The 17,269-nt window shown below is 65.1% G+C and carries 18 protein-coding genes and 1 tRNA gene; 7 read left to right on the top strand and 12 right to left on the bottom strand.

What is annotated here, in order from left to right; genetic code table 11:
* Nucleotides 1-14: 14 nt before the first annotated feature.
* From DW355_RS10095 to cysS, 11 genes are all read right to left on the bottom strand, one after another.
* Entirely contained in the window at nt 15-677 is a 663-nt protein-coding gene (locus tag DW355_RS10095; RefSeq protein WP_207388006.1) for a hypothetical protein, read from the bottom strand.
* A gap of 249 nt (nt 678-926) precedes the next feature.
* Nucleotides 927-1,085: a hypothetical protein gene (locus DW355_RS17810; RefSeq protein WP_165493172.1), complete on the bottom strand. Its 159-nt coding sequence runs from the start codon at nt 1,083-1,085 to the stop codon at nt 927-929.
* Between the two features lie 96 nt (nt 1,086-1,181).
* The gene (locus DW355_RS10090; protein WP_131279780.1) at nt 1,182-1,472 is read right to left on the bottom strand and encodes a hypothetical protein; all 291 of its coding nucleotides are present in this window, start codon (nt 1,470-1,472) and stop codon (nt 1,182-1,184) included.
* 166 nt (nt 1,473-1,638) lie between these two features.
* Nucleotides 1,639-2,541 (bottom strand): hypothetical protein, encoded by a 903-nt coding sequence (locus tag DW355_RS10085; protein ID WP_131279778.1) that lies wholly within the window; start codon nt 2,539-2,541, stop codon nt 1,639-1,641.
* 30 nt (nt 2,542-2,571) lie between these two features.
* Nucleotides 2,572-3,150 carry a type I restriction endonuclease gene (locus tag DW355_RS10080; RefSeq protein WP_131279776.1) on the bottom strand — a complete coding sequence of 193 codons (579 nt, stop codon included), beginning with the start codon at nt 3,148-3,150 and terminating at the stop codon, nt 2,572-2,574.
* A gap of 83 nt (nt 3,151-3,233) precedes the next feature.
* Nucleotides 3,234-3,327, bottom strand: a tRNA-Ser gene (locus DW355_RS10075).
* Between the two features lie 70 nt (nt 3,328-3,397).
* On the bottom strand, nt 3,398-4,666 hold the full coding sequence (locus DW355_RS10070) for an aspartate kinase (protein ID WP_131279774.1): 1,269 nt from the start codon (nt 4,664-4,666) through the stop codon (nt 3,398-3,400).
* A 118-nt stretch (nt 4,667-4,784) separates the two neighbouring features.
* Entirely contained in the window at nt 4,785-5,828 is a 1,044-nt protein-coding gene (gene tilS, locus DW355_RS10065) for a tRNA lysidine(34) synthetase TilS (protein WP_131279772.1), read from the bottom strand.
* Nucleotides 5,794-6,768 (bottom strand): acetyl-CoA carboxylase carboxyltransferase subunit alpha, encoded by a 975-nt coding sequence (locus tag DW355_RS10060; protein ID WP_131279770.1) that lies wholly within the window; start codon nt 6,766-6,768, stop codon nt 5,794-5,796. The genes tilS and DW355_RS10060 overlap by 35 nt, the downstream gene beginning before the upstream one ends.
* Before the next feature lie 135 nt (nt 6,769-6,903).
* Nucleotides 6,904-7,635, bottom strand: a complete 732-nt coding sequence (locus tag DW355_RS10055) for a DNA-3-methyladenine glycosylase family protein (protein WP_431733160.1) — start codon at nt 7,633-7,635, stop codon at nt 6,904-6,906.
* Nucleotides 7,632-9,059: a cysteine--tRNA ligase gene (gene cysS, locus DW355_RS10050; protein ID WP_131279768.1), complete on the bottom strand. Its 1,428-nt coding sequence runs from the start codon at nt 9,057-9,059 to the stop codon at nt 7,632-7,634. The genes DW355_RS10055 and cysS overlap by 4 nt, the downstream gene beginning before the upstream one ends.
* A 239-nt stretch (nt 9,060-9,298) precedes the next feature.
* On the opposite strand from cysS, the gene DW355_RS10045 reads away from it, so the two are divergent.
* The 6 genes from DW355_RS10045 to DW355_RS10020 all read left to right on the top strand — a co-directional run bounded on the left by DW355_RS10045 (nt 9,299) and on the right by DW355_RS10020 (nt 14,913).
* Nucleotides 9,299-9,826, top strand: a complete 528-nt coding sequence (locus DW355_RS10045; RefSeq protein WP_242671105.1) for a tetratricopeptide repeat protein — start codon at nt 9,299-9,301, stop codon at nt 9,824-9,826.
* Between the two features lie 61 nt (nt 9,827-9,887).
* On the top strand, nt 9,888-11,177 hold the full coding sequence (locus DW355_RS10040; RefSeq protein ID WP_131279766.1) for a L,D-transpeptidase Cds6 family protein: 1,290 nt from the start codon (nt 9,888-9,890) through the stop codon (nt 11,175-11,177).
* A gap of 31 nt (nt 11,178-11,208) precedes the next feature.
* The gene (locus DW355_RS10035) at nt 11,209-12,504 is read left to right on the top strand and encodes a L,D-transpeptidase family protein (protein ID WP_131279764.1); all 1,296 of its coding nucleotides are present in this window, start codon (nt 11,209-11,211) and stop codon (nt 12,502-12,504) included.
* Between the two features lie 146 nt (nt 12,505-12,650).
* Nucleotides 12,651-13,157 carry a peptidylprolyl isomerase gene (locus DW355_RS10030; RefSeq protein WP_131282589.1) on the top strand — a complete coding sequence of 169 codons (507 nt, stop codon included), beginning with the start codon at nt 12,651-12,653 and terminating at the stop codon, nt 13,155-13,157.
* A 6-nt stretch (nt 13,158-13,163) separates the two neighbouring features.
* Entirely contained in the window at nt 13,164-14,075 is a 912-nt protein-coding gene (locus tag DW355_RS10025) for a UDP-2,3-diacylglucosamine diphosphatase (RefSeq protein WP_131279762.1), read from the top strand.
* A 7-nt stretch (nt 14,076-14,082) separates the two neighbouring features.
* Entirely contained in the window at nt 14,083-14,913 is an 831-nt protein-coding gene (locus DW355_RS10020) for a zinc-dependent peptidase (RefSeq protein WP_131279760.1), read from the top strand.
* Nucleotides 14,914-14,962: 49 nt separating this feature from the next.
* Here DW355_RS10020 and DW355_RS10015 read toward each other — a convergent pair whose 3' ends face one another.
* A complete protein-coding gene (locus DW355_RS10015) occupies nt 14,963-15,928 on the bottom strand; it encodes a LysR family transcriptional regulator (protein ID WP_131279759.1) in 966 nt (321 codons plus the stop codon).
* A 97-nt stretch (nt 15,929-16,025) separates the two neighbouring features.
* On the opposite strand from DW355_RS10015, the gene DW355_RS10010 reads away from it, so the two are divergent.
* Complete coding sequence (locus DW355_RS10010; protein WP_131279757.1) at nt 16,026-17,243, top strand: MFS transporter; 1,218 nt, start codon at nt 16,026-16,028, stop codon at nt 17,241-17,243.
* Nucleotides 17,244-17,269: the final 26 nt, after the last annotated feature.

The following is a 17,269-nucleotide window of genomic DNA, read 5'->3' as shown; positions in this document are numbered from 1 at the left end:
GATCTAGACTGAGATTAACCACGCAACGCCTTCTTGGCCGGCTTAGGCGCAGCCGGGTCGATCAAAGCCTGCAGGCGCTCCAGCGCCATGCCCCGCTCGCGCGCTTTGCCCACGCGCAATGCATCAAACAGGGCCAGCATGTCATAGAGCTTGGCGTCCTGCATCGCGGCATAGGGCACGGACGGGTGCAGTGGCTCCACACCCACGCCACGCACCGAGCCATTCGGGTGGGGCCAGACAAAGTCCGTGCCGCCCGGAGCAAACACCCCGGCAAATGCCGGCGCGCTGTGGCTGGTGGGCACGCCGACCGCCAAGGGCAGTTGCACTGCGGGAAAAGCGTATTTGGCCCCGTGCACCGCAAACTCCGCCAGGTTGTGCGGGTGCGGGCGCACCGGGTTGTCTGCCACCACGCCGTCTTCGGCCGCGGCGGCACGACGTACCCGCTTGGCGGCAACGCGGTAAATGGCCTGGGGCTCTTGCACCGCCAACGCCTGGCTGTCGTCGCTAGCAGGGTGGTTGTGCAGCAGCAAGCCGGCCAGCAAACCACGCTTGACGGCCCCATGCGCCTCAGACGCGCTCAGCCCCAGCCCCTGCGCTAGCCGCGCATATGTCCAGCGTTGATCGCCCCAAGCGATGAGCTTGAGAGCGACCAGGAAATCTTGAGGTTTGAGCTGCATTTAAATTCTGTATTCGCGATTTGCGAATATTGAATGTAAATCGAAGCCGTACGGCATGCAAGCGACGTCCCCCAGAATCCACCCCTCCAGCGCCACCACGGACCGCTCCGCCAACGTCAGCGGCGGCTCAAAGTACTCCAGCAACGCGCCGCGCGCCTGCATTTCCTGCATCCAGCGTGCGGTGGCATAAGCATCCTGCTGGTCGGCGGTGCGCCCCTCCCGGTCGTAGCGGTGGCGAAACAGCGATGGCTAGATCTCTACCAGCACCGCCTTGTCGTGCGGAATGGCCCAGCCATCAAACGGCCAGACATGCAGACGGTCCCCAGCCTGCTCACGCAGCCAATGTAGCCAGGGCAAGCCAGCATGGGTGGGCTTGGCCACCGAGCCCTGCACATCGAACAGAAACACGCTCTTGGCCGAACTCGTCCAGCGCTCCGTCAGCCGCAGTCAGACTTTTCCTAGAGTAGGAAACAGTCTTTGGTCAAAGATGAGCAAGAAAAATACTCACTCCCCCAACAACTCGCGCAAAGAAAATCTCGCTAATGCAATAGTTGCTGTAGATGCAGCAGCCGCCAGCAACCCGCTAATCATGAGAGTGACCCCGAACAATGGTTGCAAACTCTTTGCGACCATCCAGGTCGCACAGACACAGGCGACTGCGCCAAGTAAACACCATGCGAACGCAACCAGAATGCGCATCTTCAGTTTTGGATAGTCGGGCCAGTCAATCAGCACCTTCTTTCCACCGCTCAAAGAAAGCAACTCAAAACTTTCCTTGTAACTGAACGCAAGCATGGCGAACGATAACCCTGCGGCTGATAGCCCCACCTCAAGCCGTCGCTCATCGGCGCCAACAACAGGTCAGCCCAATCTGGTGTGTACGTGTAAATGGCAATCGGGAGGAGGGCCAGCACCAATTCTGGTGAAACAAACACAAGTCGAAGGAAATCCAAAGTCCGTCTCATGGATGCTCCAAACCGCGCTCGTCGTTAATTTTTTTGAATGCTTCAAAAGCATGATCAAAAAGCCGCGCAGGCTCAGGGTCACCTTCAAATAGGAAGCTCTTTTGGTTTTCACTGGTCCGAATAATGACCGACCGACCATTTTCTAAGCCCTTTACCCTCGCACGACCATAGCCGTCCGCCGCCATAAGTAATGCCGCATCGCCTAGTCCATCCAACAAAGGCTCCATAAATTCGAGCAGATCGGCGGGAGGCAACTCGGCGAGAACAGCCGTTGCTATGTCCGGGAGCCTTGTTTCAATCCCTTGAGGCGCCTCCTCTTTGATCACTGCCTCTGTGAGCTTACGCTTTCGCAGGTATTCACTGAGCGACTTCCAGCAGGGACCAAACAATGGATTGGGCGGAAAAATAGACGCTTGCAATTCCGTGATCACACTCAAGCCAGATAACCGGGTAACAAAGGTCCGGAGGTCTGCAATTGGTTCAACATCGCAACCGACAAAGAATTTCTGAAACTTGGCCTCCACCAGATCTTTAAATACTTTTTCAAACTGATCACTCGGGAAAGTGTTCCAAATATGACGATATGCCAAGCCGCTAAAACCTGGCAAGTAAACAAATGGACTGGCAACATCGATCAAATAAGGCACCGCCGCCGCAGCTGATGCATGCTGATCCTCTCTGACCACCTCCACTGCGCCAAGTGGCCGATATTTGGCGATCTTTGCGTAAAAACCTGTTTCTTGTCCTGGCGCACCGAAAGTTTGAAAGTCGATAAAGCTGTAGCGTGTCCCTCGATACTCAATAGTCGCCGGCTCACGTATGGCTTCAATAATCTTCTCCGCAGTCAATTCACCACGCTTGCGCACCCGCCCAAGATAGAACTTCGCTTGCTTACTCATTTTTCACTCCCTAAATACGAAATTGCTTGCTCAATATCGCCTGCCGCAATGCCTGCGCACGCCGGAGATTGATATCGACTTCGGCGACGATGCGGGTGTGCTCAGCCAGCGATGGCATGTGCTGAAGGCGGGCAAAAAAAGGGCCTGGCGCGTCTTGCGCGGCGCTTTCAGCACCGGCAAATAACTCAGCCACTGCGCCAACAGCTCGGGGCGGTAAAAGGCAAAAATGCCGCGCGCACGGGGTTGAGGGTCCAGCCCGCTGGTGAAATGGGTCTCGACGCCGGTGGATTCGAAGCGAAAGGGCAAGGGACGGTGCCAGGCGGGCAGCGAGGTGGGCAGGCCCTGGGCGTAACGGGCGGATTGCAGCTCCACGCCCGTGAGCGTCGCCCCCTCTTTCTTGGCCTCGATCACGCCGCAGGCCTTGCCGTTCACATACAGCAGGTAGTCGGCAAAGCCGTGGCCAGGGTTGAGGGGGAATTCGCGGATGGCGACGCCCTTGACCTCACCCGGACCCGCGTGGATGTCCGCATCCGCCAAATCGCAGACATGCCAGCCCGCTTGCGCGAGCAGTTCGTCGATGCGTACTCTGGCTTTCTGTTCTGGCGTCATGCGGTGTCCCTGGGCGGGCATTCTAGGGGCATGAAACCAGACCTCAGAAAAAACGAAGCCCCGCACAGGGCGGGGCTTGTTCTTGGCGGAGACGGAGGGATTCGAACCCTCGATGCAAGTTTTAGCTCACATACTCCCTTAGCAGGGGAGCACCTTCGGCCTCTCGGTCACGTCTCCAAAGGATGGGCGGGATTATGGCATGAATCACCGCCTGATCCGGCAAAAACCGGGCTGGCACAACGCCAATTCAGGCAGCCGCCTGGTCCAGGTCGAAGGCCTTGTGCAGGGCGCGCACGGCCAGTTCCATGTACTTCTCGTCGATCACGACGGAGGTCTTGATCTCGCTGGTGGAAATCATCTGGATGTTGATGCCTTCCTCGCTCAGCGAACGGAACATCTTGCTGGCGATGCCAACGTGGCTGCGCATGCCGATGCCGACGATGCTGACCTTGCAGATCTTGGTGTCGCCCACGACTTCGGCGGCGCCCAGCGTGGGCAGCACCTTGTCCTTGAGCAGGTCGATGGTCTTGGCGTACTCGTTGCGGTTGACGGTGAAGCTGAAGTCCGTCTTGCCGTCCTTGGCGATGTTCTGGATGATGACGTCCACTTCGACGTTGGCGTCAGCCACCGCGCCCAGGATCTGGTAAGCGATACCGGGCTTGTCGGGCACGCCCAGGATGGAGATCTTGGCTTCGTCGCGGTTGAACGCGATGCCGGAAACAACGGCTTGTTCCATGTGTTCGTCTTCCTCGAAAGTGATCAACGTGCCGGACTTGGCCTCTTCGTTGAGGTCGATGTCCCAGGGGGTGAAGCTGGAGAGCACGCGCAGCGGCACCTTGTACTTGCCCGCGAACTCGACCGAACGGATCTGCAGCACCTTGGAGCCCATGGAGGCCATTTCGAGCATTTCCTCGAAGCTCACGGTGTGCAGGCGACGCGCCTCGGGCACGATGCGCGGGTCGGTGGTGTAGACGCCGTCCACGTCGGTGTAGATCAGGCACTCGTCGGCCTTCATGGCAGCGGCCACGGCCACGGCCGAGGTGTCGCTGCCGCCACGGCCCAGCGTCGTGACATGGCCCAGGCTGTCGACGCCCTGGAAGCCGGTGATGATGACCACCTTGCCCGCGGCCAGGTCGGCGCGCACGCGCTGATCGTCGATGCTTTCGATGCGGGCCTTGGTGTAGGCGCTGTCGGTCTTGATCGGCACCTGCCAGCCGGCGTAGCTGACAGACTGCATGCCTTCGGATTGCAGCGCGATGGCCAGCAGTGCAGAGGACGCCTGCTCGCCCGTGGCGGCCAGCATGTCCAGCTCGCGGCCGTAGGCGTCGTTCGTCTTGGCAGGCGCCAGTTCCTTGGCCAGGCCGAGCAGGCGGTTGGTCTCGCCGCTCATGGCGCTGGGCACCACGACCATCTGGTGACCCGCGCGCGCCCACTTGGCGACACGCTTGGCGACGTTGCGGATGCGCTCGGTGGAGCCCATCGACGTGCCGCCGTATTTGTGAACGATGAGTGCCATTGAAAAAGAATGGGCCGCCGCGAAACGCAACAGCCCGTTTTCGTCAAGAAGAGTTGAGAGGGGTGTCCGGCCTGCCCTGGCGCCGCGCCTGCACGAAGGCAAGGGGCACACGAAGAGGTCAAGCCGGGGGATTGTACCAAGCCAGAATCTCGCCCCGGCGCTCCACCCGACCCCCGCCCACCTTGAGCTGGATGTGGTGGCCGCGCGTGGTGCAGGCCGCGATCTGGTCCAGCAATTCCTCCAGTTGGGCTGCGCTGGCGTTGGCGGAGCCGCCCCCAGGATCGGTCGCCGCGTGCACCTGCCGCAGCCAGTGGCGCAGCAGATTAGCCTGCCGGTCACGGCTCAATGCGCGCAATCCCGCAATGCGGGGTCCTTGCTCGGAGCCGGGGTCCAGGCCGGTCGCGAGCGCGTCCTGCGCGGCCAGTTCGTCCAACAGGCGCTGGGCCTGCGCGGCGTGCGCGGCGCTGCGCGCGAAGGTGGCGCGAAACTGGGGAAAGACGTCCTGCAAGGCGGGCAGCAGGCGGGCACGGATGCGGTTGCGGGTGTAGCGCTCGTCGGCATTGCTCGGGTCTTCGACCCAGCCCTCGCCTGCCCGCGCGCCACGCGCCCGCAGCCAGGCACGCAACTCGGCGCCCGGCACGTCCAGCAAGGGGCGATGCCAGCGCAGTCCGCCCCGTTCCCAGGCTTCGGGCATGGAAGCCAGCCCCGGCAGGCCGGCACCGCGCGACAGCGCAAGCAGCAAGGTCTCGACCTGGTCGTCGGCATGTTGAGCCAGGGCGATATCCCGCACCCCAGCCGCCTGCGCGGCGTCGCGCAGAGCGGCGTAGCGGACGCCGCGTGCGGCGTCTTCCGGGCTCTGGCCAGGCGCGTGGCGCGCGTCCACGCGCCGCGCGTGCAGGGGAATGTTCAGCGCTTCGCAGGTGGCGCGGACCTGCGCTTCGAAGCCATCGGCTGCGGCCTGCAGGCCGTGGTGGACATGGATGGCATGAACCTGACCGGGCCACCGCTCGGCACAGGCCAGCAACAAGGCCGTGGAATCGGCACCGCCGCTGCAAGCCACGGCCAGGGGCAGGCCAGGCTGGAAACGCGCAACAGCCCGCGTGAAAGCGGGCACCGCGCAGGAAGGATTACTTGGCGTTCTTGGTGTCGGTGTAGCGGCCATAGCTCTGCAGGCGCTCGTAACGGCGGTCCAGCAGTTCCTTGACCTTGAGGTCAGCCACCTGGCGGTAAGACTCGACCAGCGCGCGCTTGAGGAAGGACGCCATCTGCTTGGTGTCGCGGTGCGCGCCACCCACCGGCTCGTTGACGATCTTGTCCACCAGGCCCAGGGCCTTGAGGCGGTGCGCGGTGATGCCCAGGGCCTCGGCCGCGTCCTGGGCGCGTTCGGCGGTCTTCCAGAGGATGGAGGCGCAGCCTTCGGGACTGATAACGGAGTAGACGGAGTACTGCAGCATCAGCACCTGGTCGGCCACGGAGATCGCCAGCGCGCCGCCCGAGCCGCCTTCGCCGATGATGGTGGTGATGATGGGCACTTCGAGTTGCGCCATCTCGAAGATGTTGCGACCGATGGCCTCGGACTGACCGCGTTCCTCGGCGTCGATGCCGGGGTAGGCGCCGGGCGTGTCCACGAAGGTGAAGACCGGCAGGCCGAACTTCTCGGCCGTCTTCATCAGGCGCAGGGCCTTGCGGTAGCCCTCGGGCTTGCTCATGCCGAAGTTGCGCAGGCCGCGTTCCTTGGTGTCGCGCCCCTTTTGCTGGCCCAGCACCATGCAGGGCGTGCCGTTGAAACGGGCCAGGCCACCGACGATGGAGAGGTCGTCCGCGAAGTGGCGGTCGCCGTGCATCTCCACGAAGTCGGTGAAGATTTCGTTCACATAGTCCAGCGTGTAGGGACGCTCGGGATGGCGCGCGATCTTGGTGACCTGCCAGGCGTTGAGGTCGCTGTAGACATCCTTGGTGAGCTGCAGGCTCTTCTTGCCGAGTTGCTCGATTTCCGCGCTGATGTCCACGGCGGACTCGGTCTGCACGTAGCGCAGCTCTTCGATCTTGGCTTCGAGTTCGGCGATCGGTTGCTCGAAGTCGAGGAATGTTTTCTTGGCCATCTGAGACCTCCAATTTGCACGGGCGCGTCAGCCACAGCCACCGGGGACGGCCGTACGCGCTTTCGTTTCGATTTCCGGTTTGGGGTTTTGTTCAGTCCTCGAACGACCCGTCCCTGCGCACGCAGATCACAAGAATCAATACGCGACGGGCAGCGGGTCGAGAGAGCGCCAAATATACCAAGTTGCGACGCTGCAAAACGGTGCCCAGGCCGCGGCCACCTCCCGGGCGTCGCTGCGGCTGACCGCCTCGCCGGAGAAATAGTTACGACTGATACCGTTGAGCAAGCCAATATCGTCCAGCGGCAGCACGTTCGGTCGCATCAGGTGAAAAATCAGGAACATTTCCGCCGTCCAACGGCCGATGCCCCGGATGCCCACCAACTCGGCAATGATGGCTTCGTCGTCCATCGTTTTCCAGTCGGCGGCGTGGATGGCACCACTGTCGAAGTGCAGCGCGAGGTCCACCAGGTACTCGACCTTGCGTGCCGACAGGCCAGCGGCGCGCATGTCATCCACCTTGAGCTTGAGCACATTGGCCGGCGTCATGCGCCGGGGCAGCGCGGCGAAGCGCTCCCAGACCGACTGCGCGGCCTTGACCGAAATCTGCTGGCCCACGATGCTGCGTGCCAGCGTGACGAAGGCGTCCCCCCGCGTCTCCAGGCAGGCGCCGCCATGCTGGGGGATGATGCGCTTCATCACCCGGTCCTTCTTCATCAGGTGCTTGCAGGCCTCGTCCCAGTAGACGGGCGTGGCGATCTGCACGGCCTCGGACCCCTTGGTGGCGGCCACCGAGGACGCGAAGGCCGAGGCGGATTTGTTGGCGGCCTCCGGCTTGGGCACCGGTTTGGACTGGGCAGCGACGCTCATGCCCCCGCCTCCCAGGTCGTGCCGGCGGGCGAATCCTTGAGCACGATGCCCTGGGCCTGCAGATGCTGGCGTATGCGGTCGGCTTCGGCGTAGTCACGGGCGGCCTTGGCGGCGGCGCGTTGCGCAATCAGGGTTTCAATCGCTCTGGCGTCCAACATGGCGCCGGCGCCAGACTGAAGGAAGACAGCGGGGTCTTCCTGGAGCAGGCCCAGGCAGCCACCCAAGGCCTTGAGCAGACCGGCCAGCCGGGGCGACCCCGTCTTGTTGACTTCGCTGGCGAGGTCGAACAGCACGGCCACGGCTTCAGGCGTGCCGAAGTCTTCGTCCATCGCGGCCTTGAACCGGGCGGCATGGCCCTCTGCCCAATCCATCGTCTGCGGTGCCAGGGGCGCGGGCGGTGTGGCCTGCAAGGCGGTGTAGAGGCGCTTCAGCGCCTGACGCGCGTCGTCCAGATGGGCGTCGCTGTAATTCAAAGGGCTGCGGTAGTGGGCGCGCAGGATGAAGAAACGCACGGTCTGGGCGTCGTATTTCTCCAGGATTTCACGGATGGTGAAAAAGTTGCCCAGGCTCTTGGACATCTTTTCGTTGTCCACGCGCACGAAGCCGTTGTGCATCCAGTAGCGCGCCATCGGCTGGCCTTCGCCCGATGTGCCGATGCGTGCACCTTCGCTCTGGGCAATCTCATTTTCGTGATGGGGAAATTGCAGATCCGCGCCGCCGCCATGGATGTCGAAGCTCGCGCCCAGCAAGGCGCAGCTCATCGCCGAGCACTCGATGTGCCAGCCGGGACGGCCTGGGCCGTAGGGGCCATCCCACTTGGCTTCAGCCGGTTCGTCCGCCTTGGCGGATTTCCAGAGCACGAAATCCAGCGGATCCTGCTTGCCGTCGAGCACGGCCACGCGCTCACCGGCGCGCAGCTCATCCAGCGACTTGCCCGAGAGCTTGCCGTAACCGGGAAACTTGCGCACCGAATAATTCACGTCGCCAGAGGCACCGCCGTCAGCCTGCGGCACGCGGTAGGCCAGGCCCTGACGTTCCAGCTGGCCAATCAGGTCCAGCATCTGGGGCACGTAATCCATGGCGCGCGGCTCGTGCGTGGGCCGCTCGATGCCCAGGGCGTCCGCGTCCTGGTGCAGGGCCGCGATCATGCGATCGGTCAGGCTGCGGATGGTCTCGCCGTTCTTGAGCGCGCGCTGGATGATCTTGTCGTCAATGTCGGTGATGTTGCGCACATAGGTGACGCGCCAGCCGCTGGCCTTCAGCCAGCGTTGCGCCACGTCAAACGCCACCATGGCACGTGCATGGCCCAGGTGGCAGAGGTCATAGACGGTCATGCCGCACACATACATGCGGACATGGCCAGGCTCCAGCGAGACAAAAGGCTCCAGCGCACGCGACAGCGTGTTGTAGATGCGGAGAGTCATGTGGCAATCAAAAAAACCGGCGCTCCACTTCGCGAATCGACTTCGTGAAGGCGTGCCGGCTCAAGCAGGGGGAGGTAGACAGAGCGCCGCGCAAACGCGGCACTACAATTGCGGGCAGTATAAAGCCCCGGCGTGGCGGCGGAGCGCATGAATTCCCAGGCCCGGCCCGTGAATCGCGATGGCGCCGCCTCGTCCGCTACCTTCCCCCTCTCCCAAACCTCGTGTTTTCCCTGCCATCCGTGCTGTATCCCGCCGTCCGCACCCTCCGCTTTCCTCTGATCGGCCTGTTCGTCGGCCTGGTGCTGATGACCGCGCCTGTCATGGCGCGAGCGGACGCCTACGAAGAAGTCAACCAAAAATTGCATGCCGGACGTTATGCCGAGGCTCAGACCCAGGCCGAACGCTATCTGCAGGGCAAACCGCGCGACCCGCAGATGCGCTACCTGCTGGGCCTGGTGCAACGCGCCAGCGACAAACCGGATGCGGCGCTGGAAACCTTCCTGCGGCTCACCACCGAATACCCGGAACTGCCGGAACCTCACAATGCCCTGGCCTCGCTCTACGCCTCCCGGGGCGACTACGAGCAGGCCCGGCTCTCCCTTGAGCGCGCCATCCGCGCCCGACCCGACTACGCGACCGCGCTTGAAAACTTGGGTGACCTGCAACTGCACCTGGCCCAGCAAGCCTACTGCCAGGCCTTGAAAGGTAAAGCGCGCAATGAGAAGCTGCGCGCACGTGTCCAGGCGCTCGGCATGACGTGCCCGTAAAGACAACCACGAACAACAAACCTGCCGCATCGCCATGCCTTCACGTTGCTCCGTCCCCGCCATGACATCCGGACTCCACCACGGCGGCGACCGGCCTGACCGGTTGCTCCGGCAGGCGCCCCAGCGCCCGCTGATCGCCGCGTTGACCCTGGCGTGCGCCCTGGGCCTGTCCGTGGCACGGGCCCAGGCCTCGGGCACGGACGTGGCGACCCTGATGGCCGCCGGGCAATGGGCGCAGGCCCGCGGCGCCGTGGAGCAGCAGTTGCAGGCCCGGCCCAAGGACGCACAACTCCTCCTCTACAAAGGCGTGATCCAGCGCGAAAGCGGTCAATTGCGGGACGCCCAGGCCACCTTCACGCAACTGAGCGTCGAGCATCCCAACCTGCCCGAAGCCTGGAACAATCTGGCCGCCGTGCACGCCGCTCAGGGCCAGTTTGAACAGGCACGCGTGGCGCTGGAAAAGGCCTTGCATACCCACCCCAGCTACGCCGCAGCCTATGACAATCTGGGCGTGGTCTACGCCCGCCTGGCCAGCCTGGCCTACAGCCGCGCGCTGCTGATCGACGCCGAGGGCGCCGTGCCCAACGCGAAGCCGAGCCCCCAACAGCAAGCCGCCAACGAGGCGCTGAAGCAATCGCTCCAGCAACCCATGCAACTGGCCTTGCTGCGCGAAGTCCGTGAACTGCCGGCTCCATCCGCGCCCGCGCAGATGCCCGCCCCGACACCCACGCCCGTGCCGCCGCCGGTGGTGGTCGCGTCGGCCATGCCTCCTGCATCGATGCCGGCCCCGACACCTGCGCCAGCACCCCAGGCGGCCCCCGTGACCGCGACACCACCTGCCGCGATCAGTGCGCCGGCCCCTGCGGTCGCTGCTGCGTCGCCCGCGGCTCTCGTTCCACCACCGCCCGCAAGCCGACCGGCCCCGGTGGCACCTCGGGAAACCGCGCCCGCACCAGCCGTTGCCATCGTGCCGACCGCGCCCGTCGTCAGCGCCAACGCCAACGCGCCCTCGCCCGACGAGGCCGCCGTCGCCCAGGCGGTGCGCGCCTGGGCCCAGGCTTGGTCCGACCGCGACATGACTCGTTACCTGGGCGCCTATGCGAGCAACTTCGACACCGGCTCGCAAAGCCGCGCCATCTGGGAACAAGGGCGACGTGAGCGCATCGTGAGCAAGAAGCACATCAGCGTGGACCTCCAGGGCCTGCAGGTGACCGTGACCGGCCCGCGCGCGATCGCGAAATTTCTGCAAGACTACAAGGCCGACACCCTGGCCGTCGTCAACAGCAAGACCCTGGAGCTGACGCGCACGGAAGACCGCTGGCTGATCGTCAAGGAAAGCGCGGGCAATTGAAACGTCCGCCCCACCGCGAGCAAGGAAAGTCATGAAGCGTGCCGCTTTTTCATTGCCCAGCGTCGCCCTGACGCTGCTGGCCGTGCACGGCCTGTTCGCGCCGCAGCACGCCCGCGCGCAAGCCCAGGCCGTGGCCTCGATCGCCTCGGCACCGATGCTCGCCTCCGCCGGCTCGCGACTCTCCCCCGAGGCACGGCTGGTCGAGATCTACCGGCTCGTGGGCATCGGGCAATTGGGCGAAGCCCGCGAGGCGGCGCGCCGGCTCGCGCAGGACCACCCGAATTTCCAACTGGCCCAACTCGTGTACGGTGACCTGCTGCTTGCCCAGGCGCACGCGCTCAATGGTCTGGGCAACGCTCCGGCGTTGCTGACCACGGGCGCGGGCGCGCAAGCCCTGGCCGAGTTGCGCCATGAGTCCGAGGTGCGTCTGGCCGCGCTGCGTGAGCGTCCTCCCGCCGGGGCCGTTCCCACGCAATTTCTGACGCTGGCACCGAACGTGCGGCACGCGATCGCGATCGACGCCTCGCGCGCGCGTCTCTACCTGTTCGAAAACCAGGCGCTGCCGAACGAGGGCGCACGGATGCGCCTGATCGCCGACTACTACGTCTCCGTCGGCAAGTACGGCATCGAGAAGACCGTGGAAGGCGATGCCCGCACCCCGCTGGGCGTGTACTTCACGCTGCACCGGCTGGACAAGCGCGCCCTGCCCAACTTCTATGGTGCCGGCGCGCTGCCCATCAACTATCCCAACATCCTGGACCGGCGGCGCGGCAAGACCGGCAGCGGCATCTGGCTACATGGCACGCCACCCAACCAGTTCGCGCGCCCGCCCCTGGCCACCAACGGCTGCGTCGTCCTGTCCGACCCCGATCTCGAGTACGTGCTGCGCACCGTGGCGCCGAGCACCACGCCAGTGGTCATCGCATCACGCCTGGAATGGGCACAACCGCCGCAATTGCAAGCCGAGCGCCAGTCATTCGAAACGGTGCTCGCCGCCTGGCGGCAGGCCAAAACCAGCGGCGATCTGCAGCAGATGCTGCGCTTCTACGCCGAGGATTTCACCGGCTTTCGGGGCCGGACGCTGCGCGAGTGGGAACTCGTGCTACGCGTCGAACTGGCGCGCGACGCCGGCCGCGCCATCGAGTTGCAGAATCTCTCCTACCTGCGCTGGACGGACGAGGACGACACCATGATCGTCACCTTCGAAGAAGCCTCCGCCCCCGGCCAGGACACCCGGCCCGGTGTCACGAAAGGCCAGGTCAAGCGCCAATACTGGAACCGCCAGGGCCAGGAGTGGAAGATCATTTTTGAAGGAACCCTCGGATGAAGTCCCGTCGCCTGGCTCTGCGCCACCTCTACACCCTGTTCTGCACCCTGGGCCTGGTTGTCGGCCCCGCCTTCCAGCAGGCGCAAGCCCAGACCCCGGCGGCCAAGCCCGCCAGTACCGTCAACAAAAGCAAAGGAAAGACCTCCATGAGCCACCCTCAAGTCGAACTCACCATCACCGGCTACGGCGTCGTCAAGCTTGAACTCGACGCCGAGAAAGCCCCGAAGAGTGTCGAAAACTTCCTGGACTATGTGAAGAGTGGCCACTACAACGGCACCGTCTTTCACCGCGTCATTCCTGGTTTCATGATCCAGGGCGGCGGCTTCGAAGTTGGCATGAACCAGAAGCCCACCGAACCGCCGATCGAGAATGAAGCCAACAACGGCCTGAAGAACGACAAATACACCGTCGCCATGGCGCGCACGAACGACCCGCACTCGGCCACGGCCCAGTTCTTCATCAACATCGCGAACAACGACTTCCTCAACCACAAGGCTCCCTCGGCTCAGGGCTGGGGCTACGCCGTCTTCGGCAAGGTCATTGCCGGCCAGGACGTGGTGGACAAGATTGCCGGGGTCAAGACCGGTACGCGCGGCTTCCACGGGGACGTGCCTAAGGAAGACGTGGTGATCGAAAAAGCCACCGCCTTGTGATCTGACGTGAACATCCCCTCGCCCACCCTCGCCGAGGTCGAAGCACCCGCGGCTTGGCGGCTCGTCGATTTCATTTCCGACCTGCACCTGCACGCCAGCGAGCCGCGGACCGTTCAGGCGTGGAAACACTACCTGGCGGGCACGCCCGCCGACGCCGTCTTCCTGCTGGGCGATCTGTTCGAGGTGTGGGTGGGCGACGACGCGCTGGACGACCCCGGCACGGACGAGCTCAGTGCCGCAGAGTCTGCCTTCGAGCGCGAGTGCATCGCAGCCCTGCGGGCTTCTAGCACCAACCACGCCCTGTACTTCCTGCACGGCAACCGTGACTTCATGTTGGGCAACGAGGCCGCGCGGCGCGCGGGCATGACCTTGCTGGCCGATCCGTCCGTGCTGGTCTTTGGCGTGGCGCAAGGCAAGCCTGCACGCTGGCTGCTCAGCCATGGTGATGCCCTTTGCCTGGACGACCGTGAGTACCAGGCTTTTCGAGCCCAGGTGCGCACCCCCGAGTGGCAACAACGCTTTCTGACCCAATCCCTGGCCCAGCGCCGGGCCTTCGCGCGCAACCTTCGCGCCCAGAGCGAGGCCCGCAGGCAGGCCAGCGCCGCCACGGGCGGTGATTTCGGCGAAACCTATGCCGACGCCGATCCCGCACTCACCCGCGCCTGGCTACAAGCCGCGCGCAGCGACACGCTGATCCACGGCCACACGCACCGCCCGGCCGACCACCGGCTTGACGGCGGACGCGACGCCAGCGCGCGGACATCCGCCATGCGCCATGTGCTGAGCGACTGGCATCTGGATGGGCCGGCGGCGCCGCGTGCCGAGGTCCTGCGCCTCAGCCTGGCCCACGCGGGCAGCGCGGCGCGGCTGCGCCGCCTGCCCCTCTCCGAGGCCCTGGTTACGACGCCCGCGGATTGAGATTGGGATGGGTTGGCCTGGCTCCCTGCTGAAGCGCCTGTTCAGCCCGACGGCCGAGCGACGCCCGCGCCAGCCCATTCCCGACGCACTCTGGCTCGACACGCTGGCCGCCTGTCCGTGGCTGGACGATTGCGCCGAATCCGATCGCGCTCGGCTGCGCGAGCTCTGCGCCCTTTTCCTCGAGGACAAGGAATTCCATGGCGCGCACGGCCTGAGCATCACCGACGCCATGGCCGTGCAGATCGCCGCCCAGGCCTGCCTGCCCGTGCTGTGCTTCGGCCCCGGCGGCCTGCCCTTGCGCTGGTATGACGACTTCGTGACCATCGTCGTGCAGCCCGAAGAGGTGCTGGCACCCCGCAGGGTGGTGGACGAACACGGCGTGGTGCATGAATACGAGGAAGAGCTGGCGGGCGAGGCCATGCCCGAAGGTCCGGTCATGCTGAGCTGGCAGGATGTGCGCGCGGCCTCGGGGGCCGAAGCCATCGCCCAGGGCTACAACGTGGTGATCCACGAATTCGTGCACAAGTTGGACCTGCGCGATGGTGAGGCCGATGGTTGCCCGCCCCTGCCTGCGGGCTTCATGGGCCTGGCGCCACGTGCCGCGCTCGCGCGCTGGCAGGACACGCTGCAAGCCGCCTATGAGGAATTCAGGGAAGCCTGCATCAAGGCCGAGCGTTTCGGCGAGCCCGAAACCTGGCTGGACCCCTACGGCGCCGAGCACATCTCGGAATTCTTCGCGGTCGCCAGTGAAGCCTATTTCGTCAACCGGACGCGGTTCACCCAGGAGCACCCGACACTGCGTGTGCTGTTCGACGCCTTCTACCGACCCGGCGCCTAGCCCAGGCGCACCCTATCGGGCATCCAAGATGGGTTGCGTGCGCCCGTGCTCACGCTGTCTCCCGGGCCGCAACTGAGCCGGCCTGAAGCCGATTCAGCGCCGCCGGCCCACTGACACGCATGATGTCGATGAAACTGCGCAAGCGGGCGGGATGCAGGCGCGCCTGCGGGTAGACCAGGTGCACCGGCAGCGGATCGGCCTGCCACTGCGGAACGACATGCAGGAGCCGACCTGCACGCAGTTCCTCATTCATGGCCCAGGCCGAACCGACGGCCAGGCCCAGACCTTCCACGGCGGCGGTGCGCAAAGCGTAAAGGCCGTCGGTGGACAGGCGCGGCTGGATGCCGATGCGGACCACTTCGTCCGAGCCTGCACGCGTCAGGCTGATCTCGTTGCGGTAGAAGGTGCGCAGGGCCAGCCAGGGCAGACGAGTCAGCTCGGCCGGGTGGGTGGGCAAGGCCTCCTCGAACAGGGAGGGCGCGCCCACCACGATGCGCGGCACATTCCCCATGGGCAAGGCCACCACCGAAGGGTCCTGCACAGCACCCACGCGGATGGCGCAGTCCACGCCCTCGGCGATGAAGTCGGGCATGCGGTCGTGCAGCAGCCACTCCACCCGCATCTTGGGGTAACGCCGCAAGTAGTCCGCCAAAGGCTCCACCAACTGCTGCTGCCCGAAGGCGTGGGGCGCGACGACCCGCAGGGTGCCGGCCGGTTCCTCGCCCGCGCCGCGCGTTTCGCTCTCGAACGCCTGCCAGCTGGAAATCAGGTCCTTGGCACGCGCGTAGCAGCGCTGCCCATCCTCGGTCAGGCGCATGGCGTGGGTGGTGCGCTGCAGCAGGCGCACCCCCATGGCGCGCTCCAGGGCCTGCAGGCGCCGGCTGATGGTGGGTTGCGTGCTGCCCAACTGCTCGGCCGCCGCGGACAGATTGCCGGCCTCGACGATGCGCACAAAGGTTTCGATCAACAGCATCCGGTCGGTGCCGGGGAGCAAAGCTGCGGCCTCAATATTCATGCGTCCATCGTATAACCAATCTTCCTATCGGGCCCTATCCGTCTATAAAAACTTCCTTAAAAATCGCGCTACCCTTAAAAATCACTGGAAAACCCCAATGAATGCCATTCAATCAACGTATGCAGAGAAAACCCATGGGCTCTCGTCGGTCCTGGTGTTCCTCCTGGCCCTGGGCGCCGGCCTGGCGGCGGCCTCCATCTATTACAGCCAGCCTCTGCTCGCGCTCCTGGGGGCCGATTTGCGCACTTCGACCGGGGCCGTCGGCTGGGTGCCCACCCTGACCCAACTCGGATACGCCCTGGGCATCCTGTTGCTCGCACCACTGGGTGACCGCTACGACCGCCGACGCGTGATCGTGATCAAGGCCGGCTTGCTCGGCGCCGCGTTGCTGCTGTCCAGCCTGTCGCCAACGCTGGGCGTGCTGCTGGTGGCCAGTCTCGCGCTGGGCCTGGTGGCCACGCTGGCGCAGGACATCGTGCCCGCCGCCGCCACACTCGCACCCGAGACGCAACGCGGTCGTGTCGTCGGCACGGTCATGACGGGCCTGCTGCTGGGCATCCTGCTGTCGCGTGTCGTCAGTGGTTTCGTGGCCGAGCACTTCGGCTGGCGCGCCGTGTTCGCCGCGGCCGCCGTCGCCGTGCTGCTGCTGGGCCTGGCCCTGTGGCGTGTGCTGCCCCGCTTCACACCAACGTCCCGCCTGCCCTACGGGCAACTCATCGCCTCGCTGTTCCAGCTCTGGCGGCAGTACCCGGAACTGCGTCGCGCGGCGCTGGCCCAGGGCCTGCTGTCGGTGGCTTTCAGCGCCTTCTGGTCCACCATGGCGGTCATGCTGCATGGCGCGCCCTACCATCTGGGCGCCAGCGCGGCGGGGGCCTTCGGTCTGGCTGGCGCGGCAGGCGCGCTGGCCGCGCCCCTGGCCGGACGCTACGCTGATCGGCACGGTCCGGCCCGGGTCAGCCTGATGGGCGCGGCGCTGACGGCCGTGTCGTTCGCGGCCATGTTCTTTCTGCCCGCGCTGTCACCCCAGAACGCGCTGTGGCTGATCGGCGCCAGCACCGTGGGTTTCGATCTGGGCATCCAGGTCTCGCTGATTGCGCATCAGACCATCGTCTATGGCCTGGACCCCGCCGCGCGCAGCCGGCTCAACGCCGTGCTGCTGTCCTCCACCTTCGTCGGCATGTCGATGGGCGCAGCCCTGGGCAATGGCCTGCTGGCCCAGGTGGGCTGGACCGGCGTGACCACCTTGGCCGTGGTCGCCGCCCTGGGCGCGCTGGCACTGCGCCTGCGTACGCCGTCCCATTCAGACCGCGCCTGAGCCTCGTGCCTGCACCCTCGCGCTTG

Origin of the sequence: Hylemonella gracilis (assembly GCF_004328645.1) — a bacterium.
GTDB lineage: Bacteria > Pseudomonadota > Gammaproteobacteria > Burkholderiales > Burkholderiaceae_C > Hylemonella > Hylemonella gracilis_B.
This window is presented reverse-complemented; position numbering and strand designations above follow the sequence as displayed.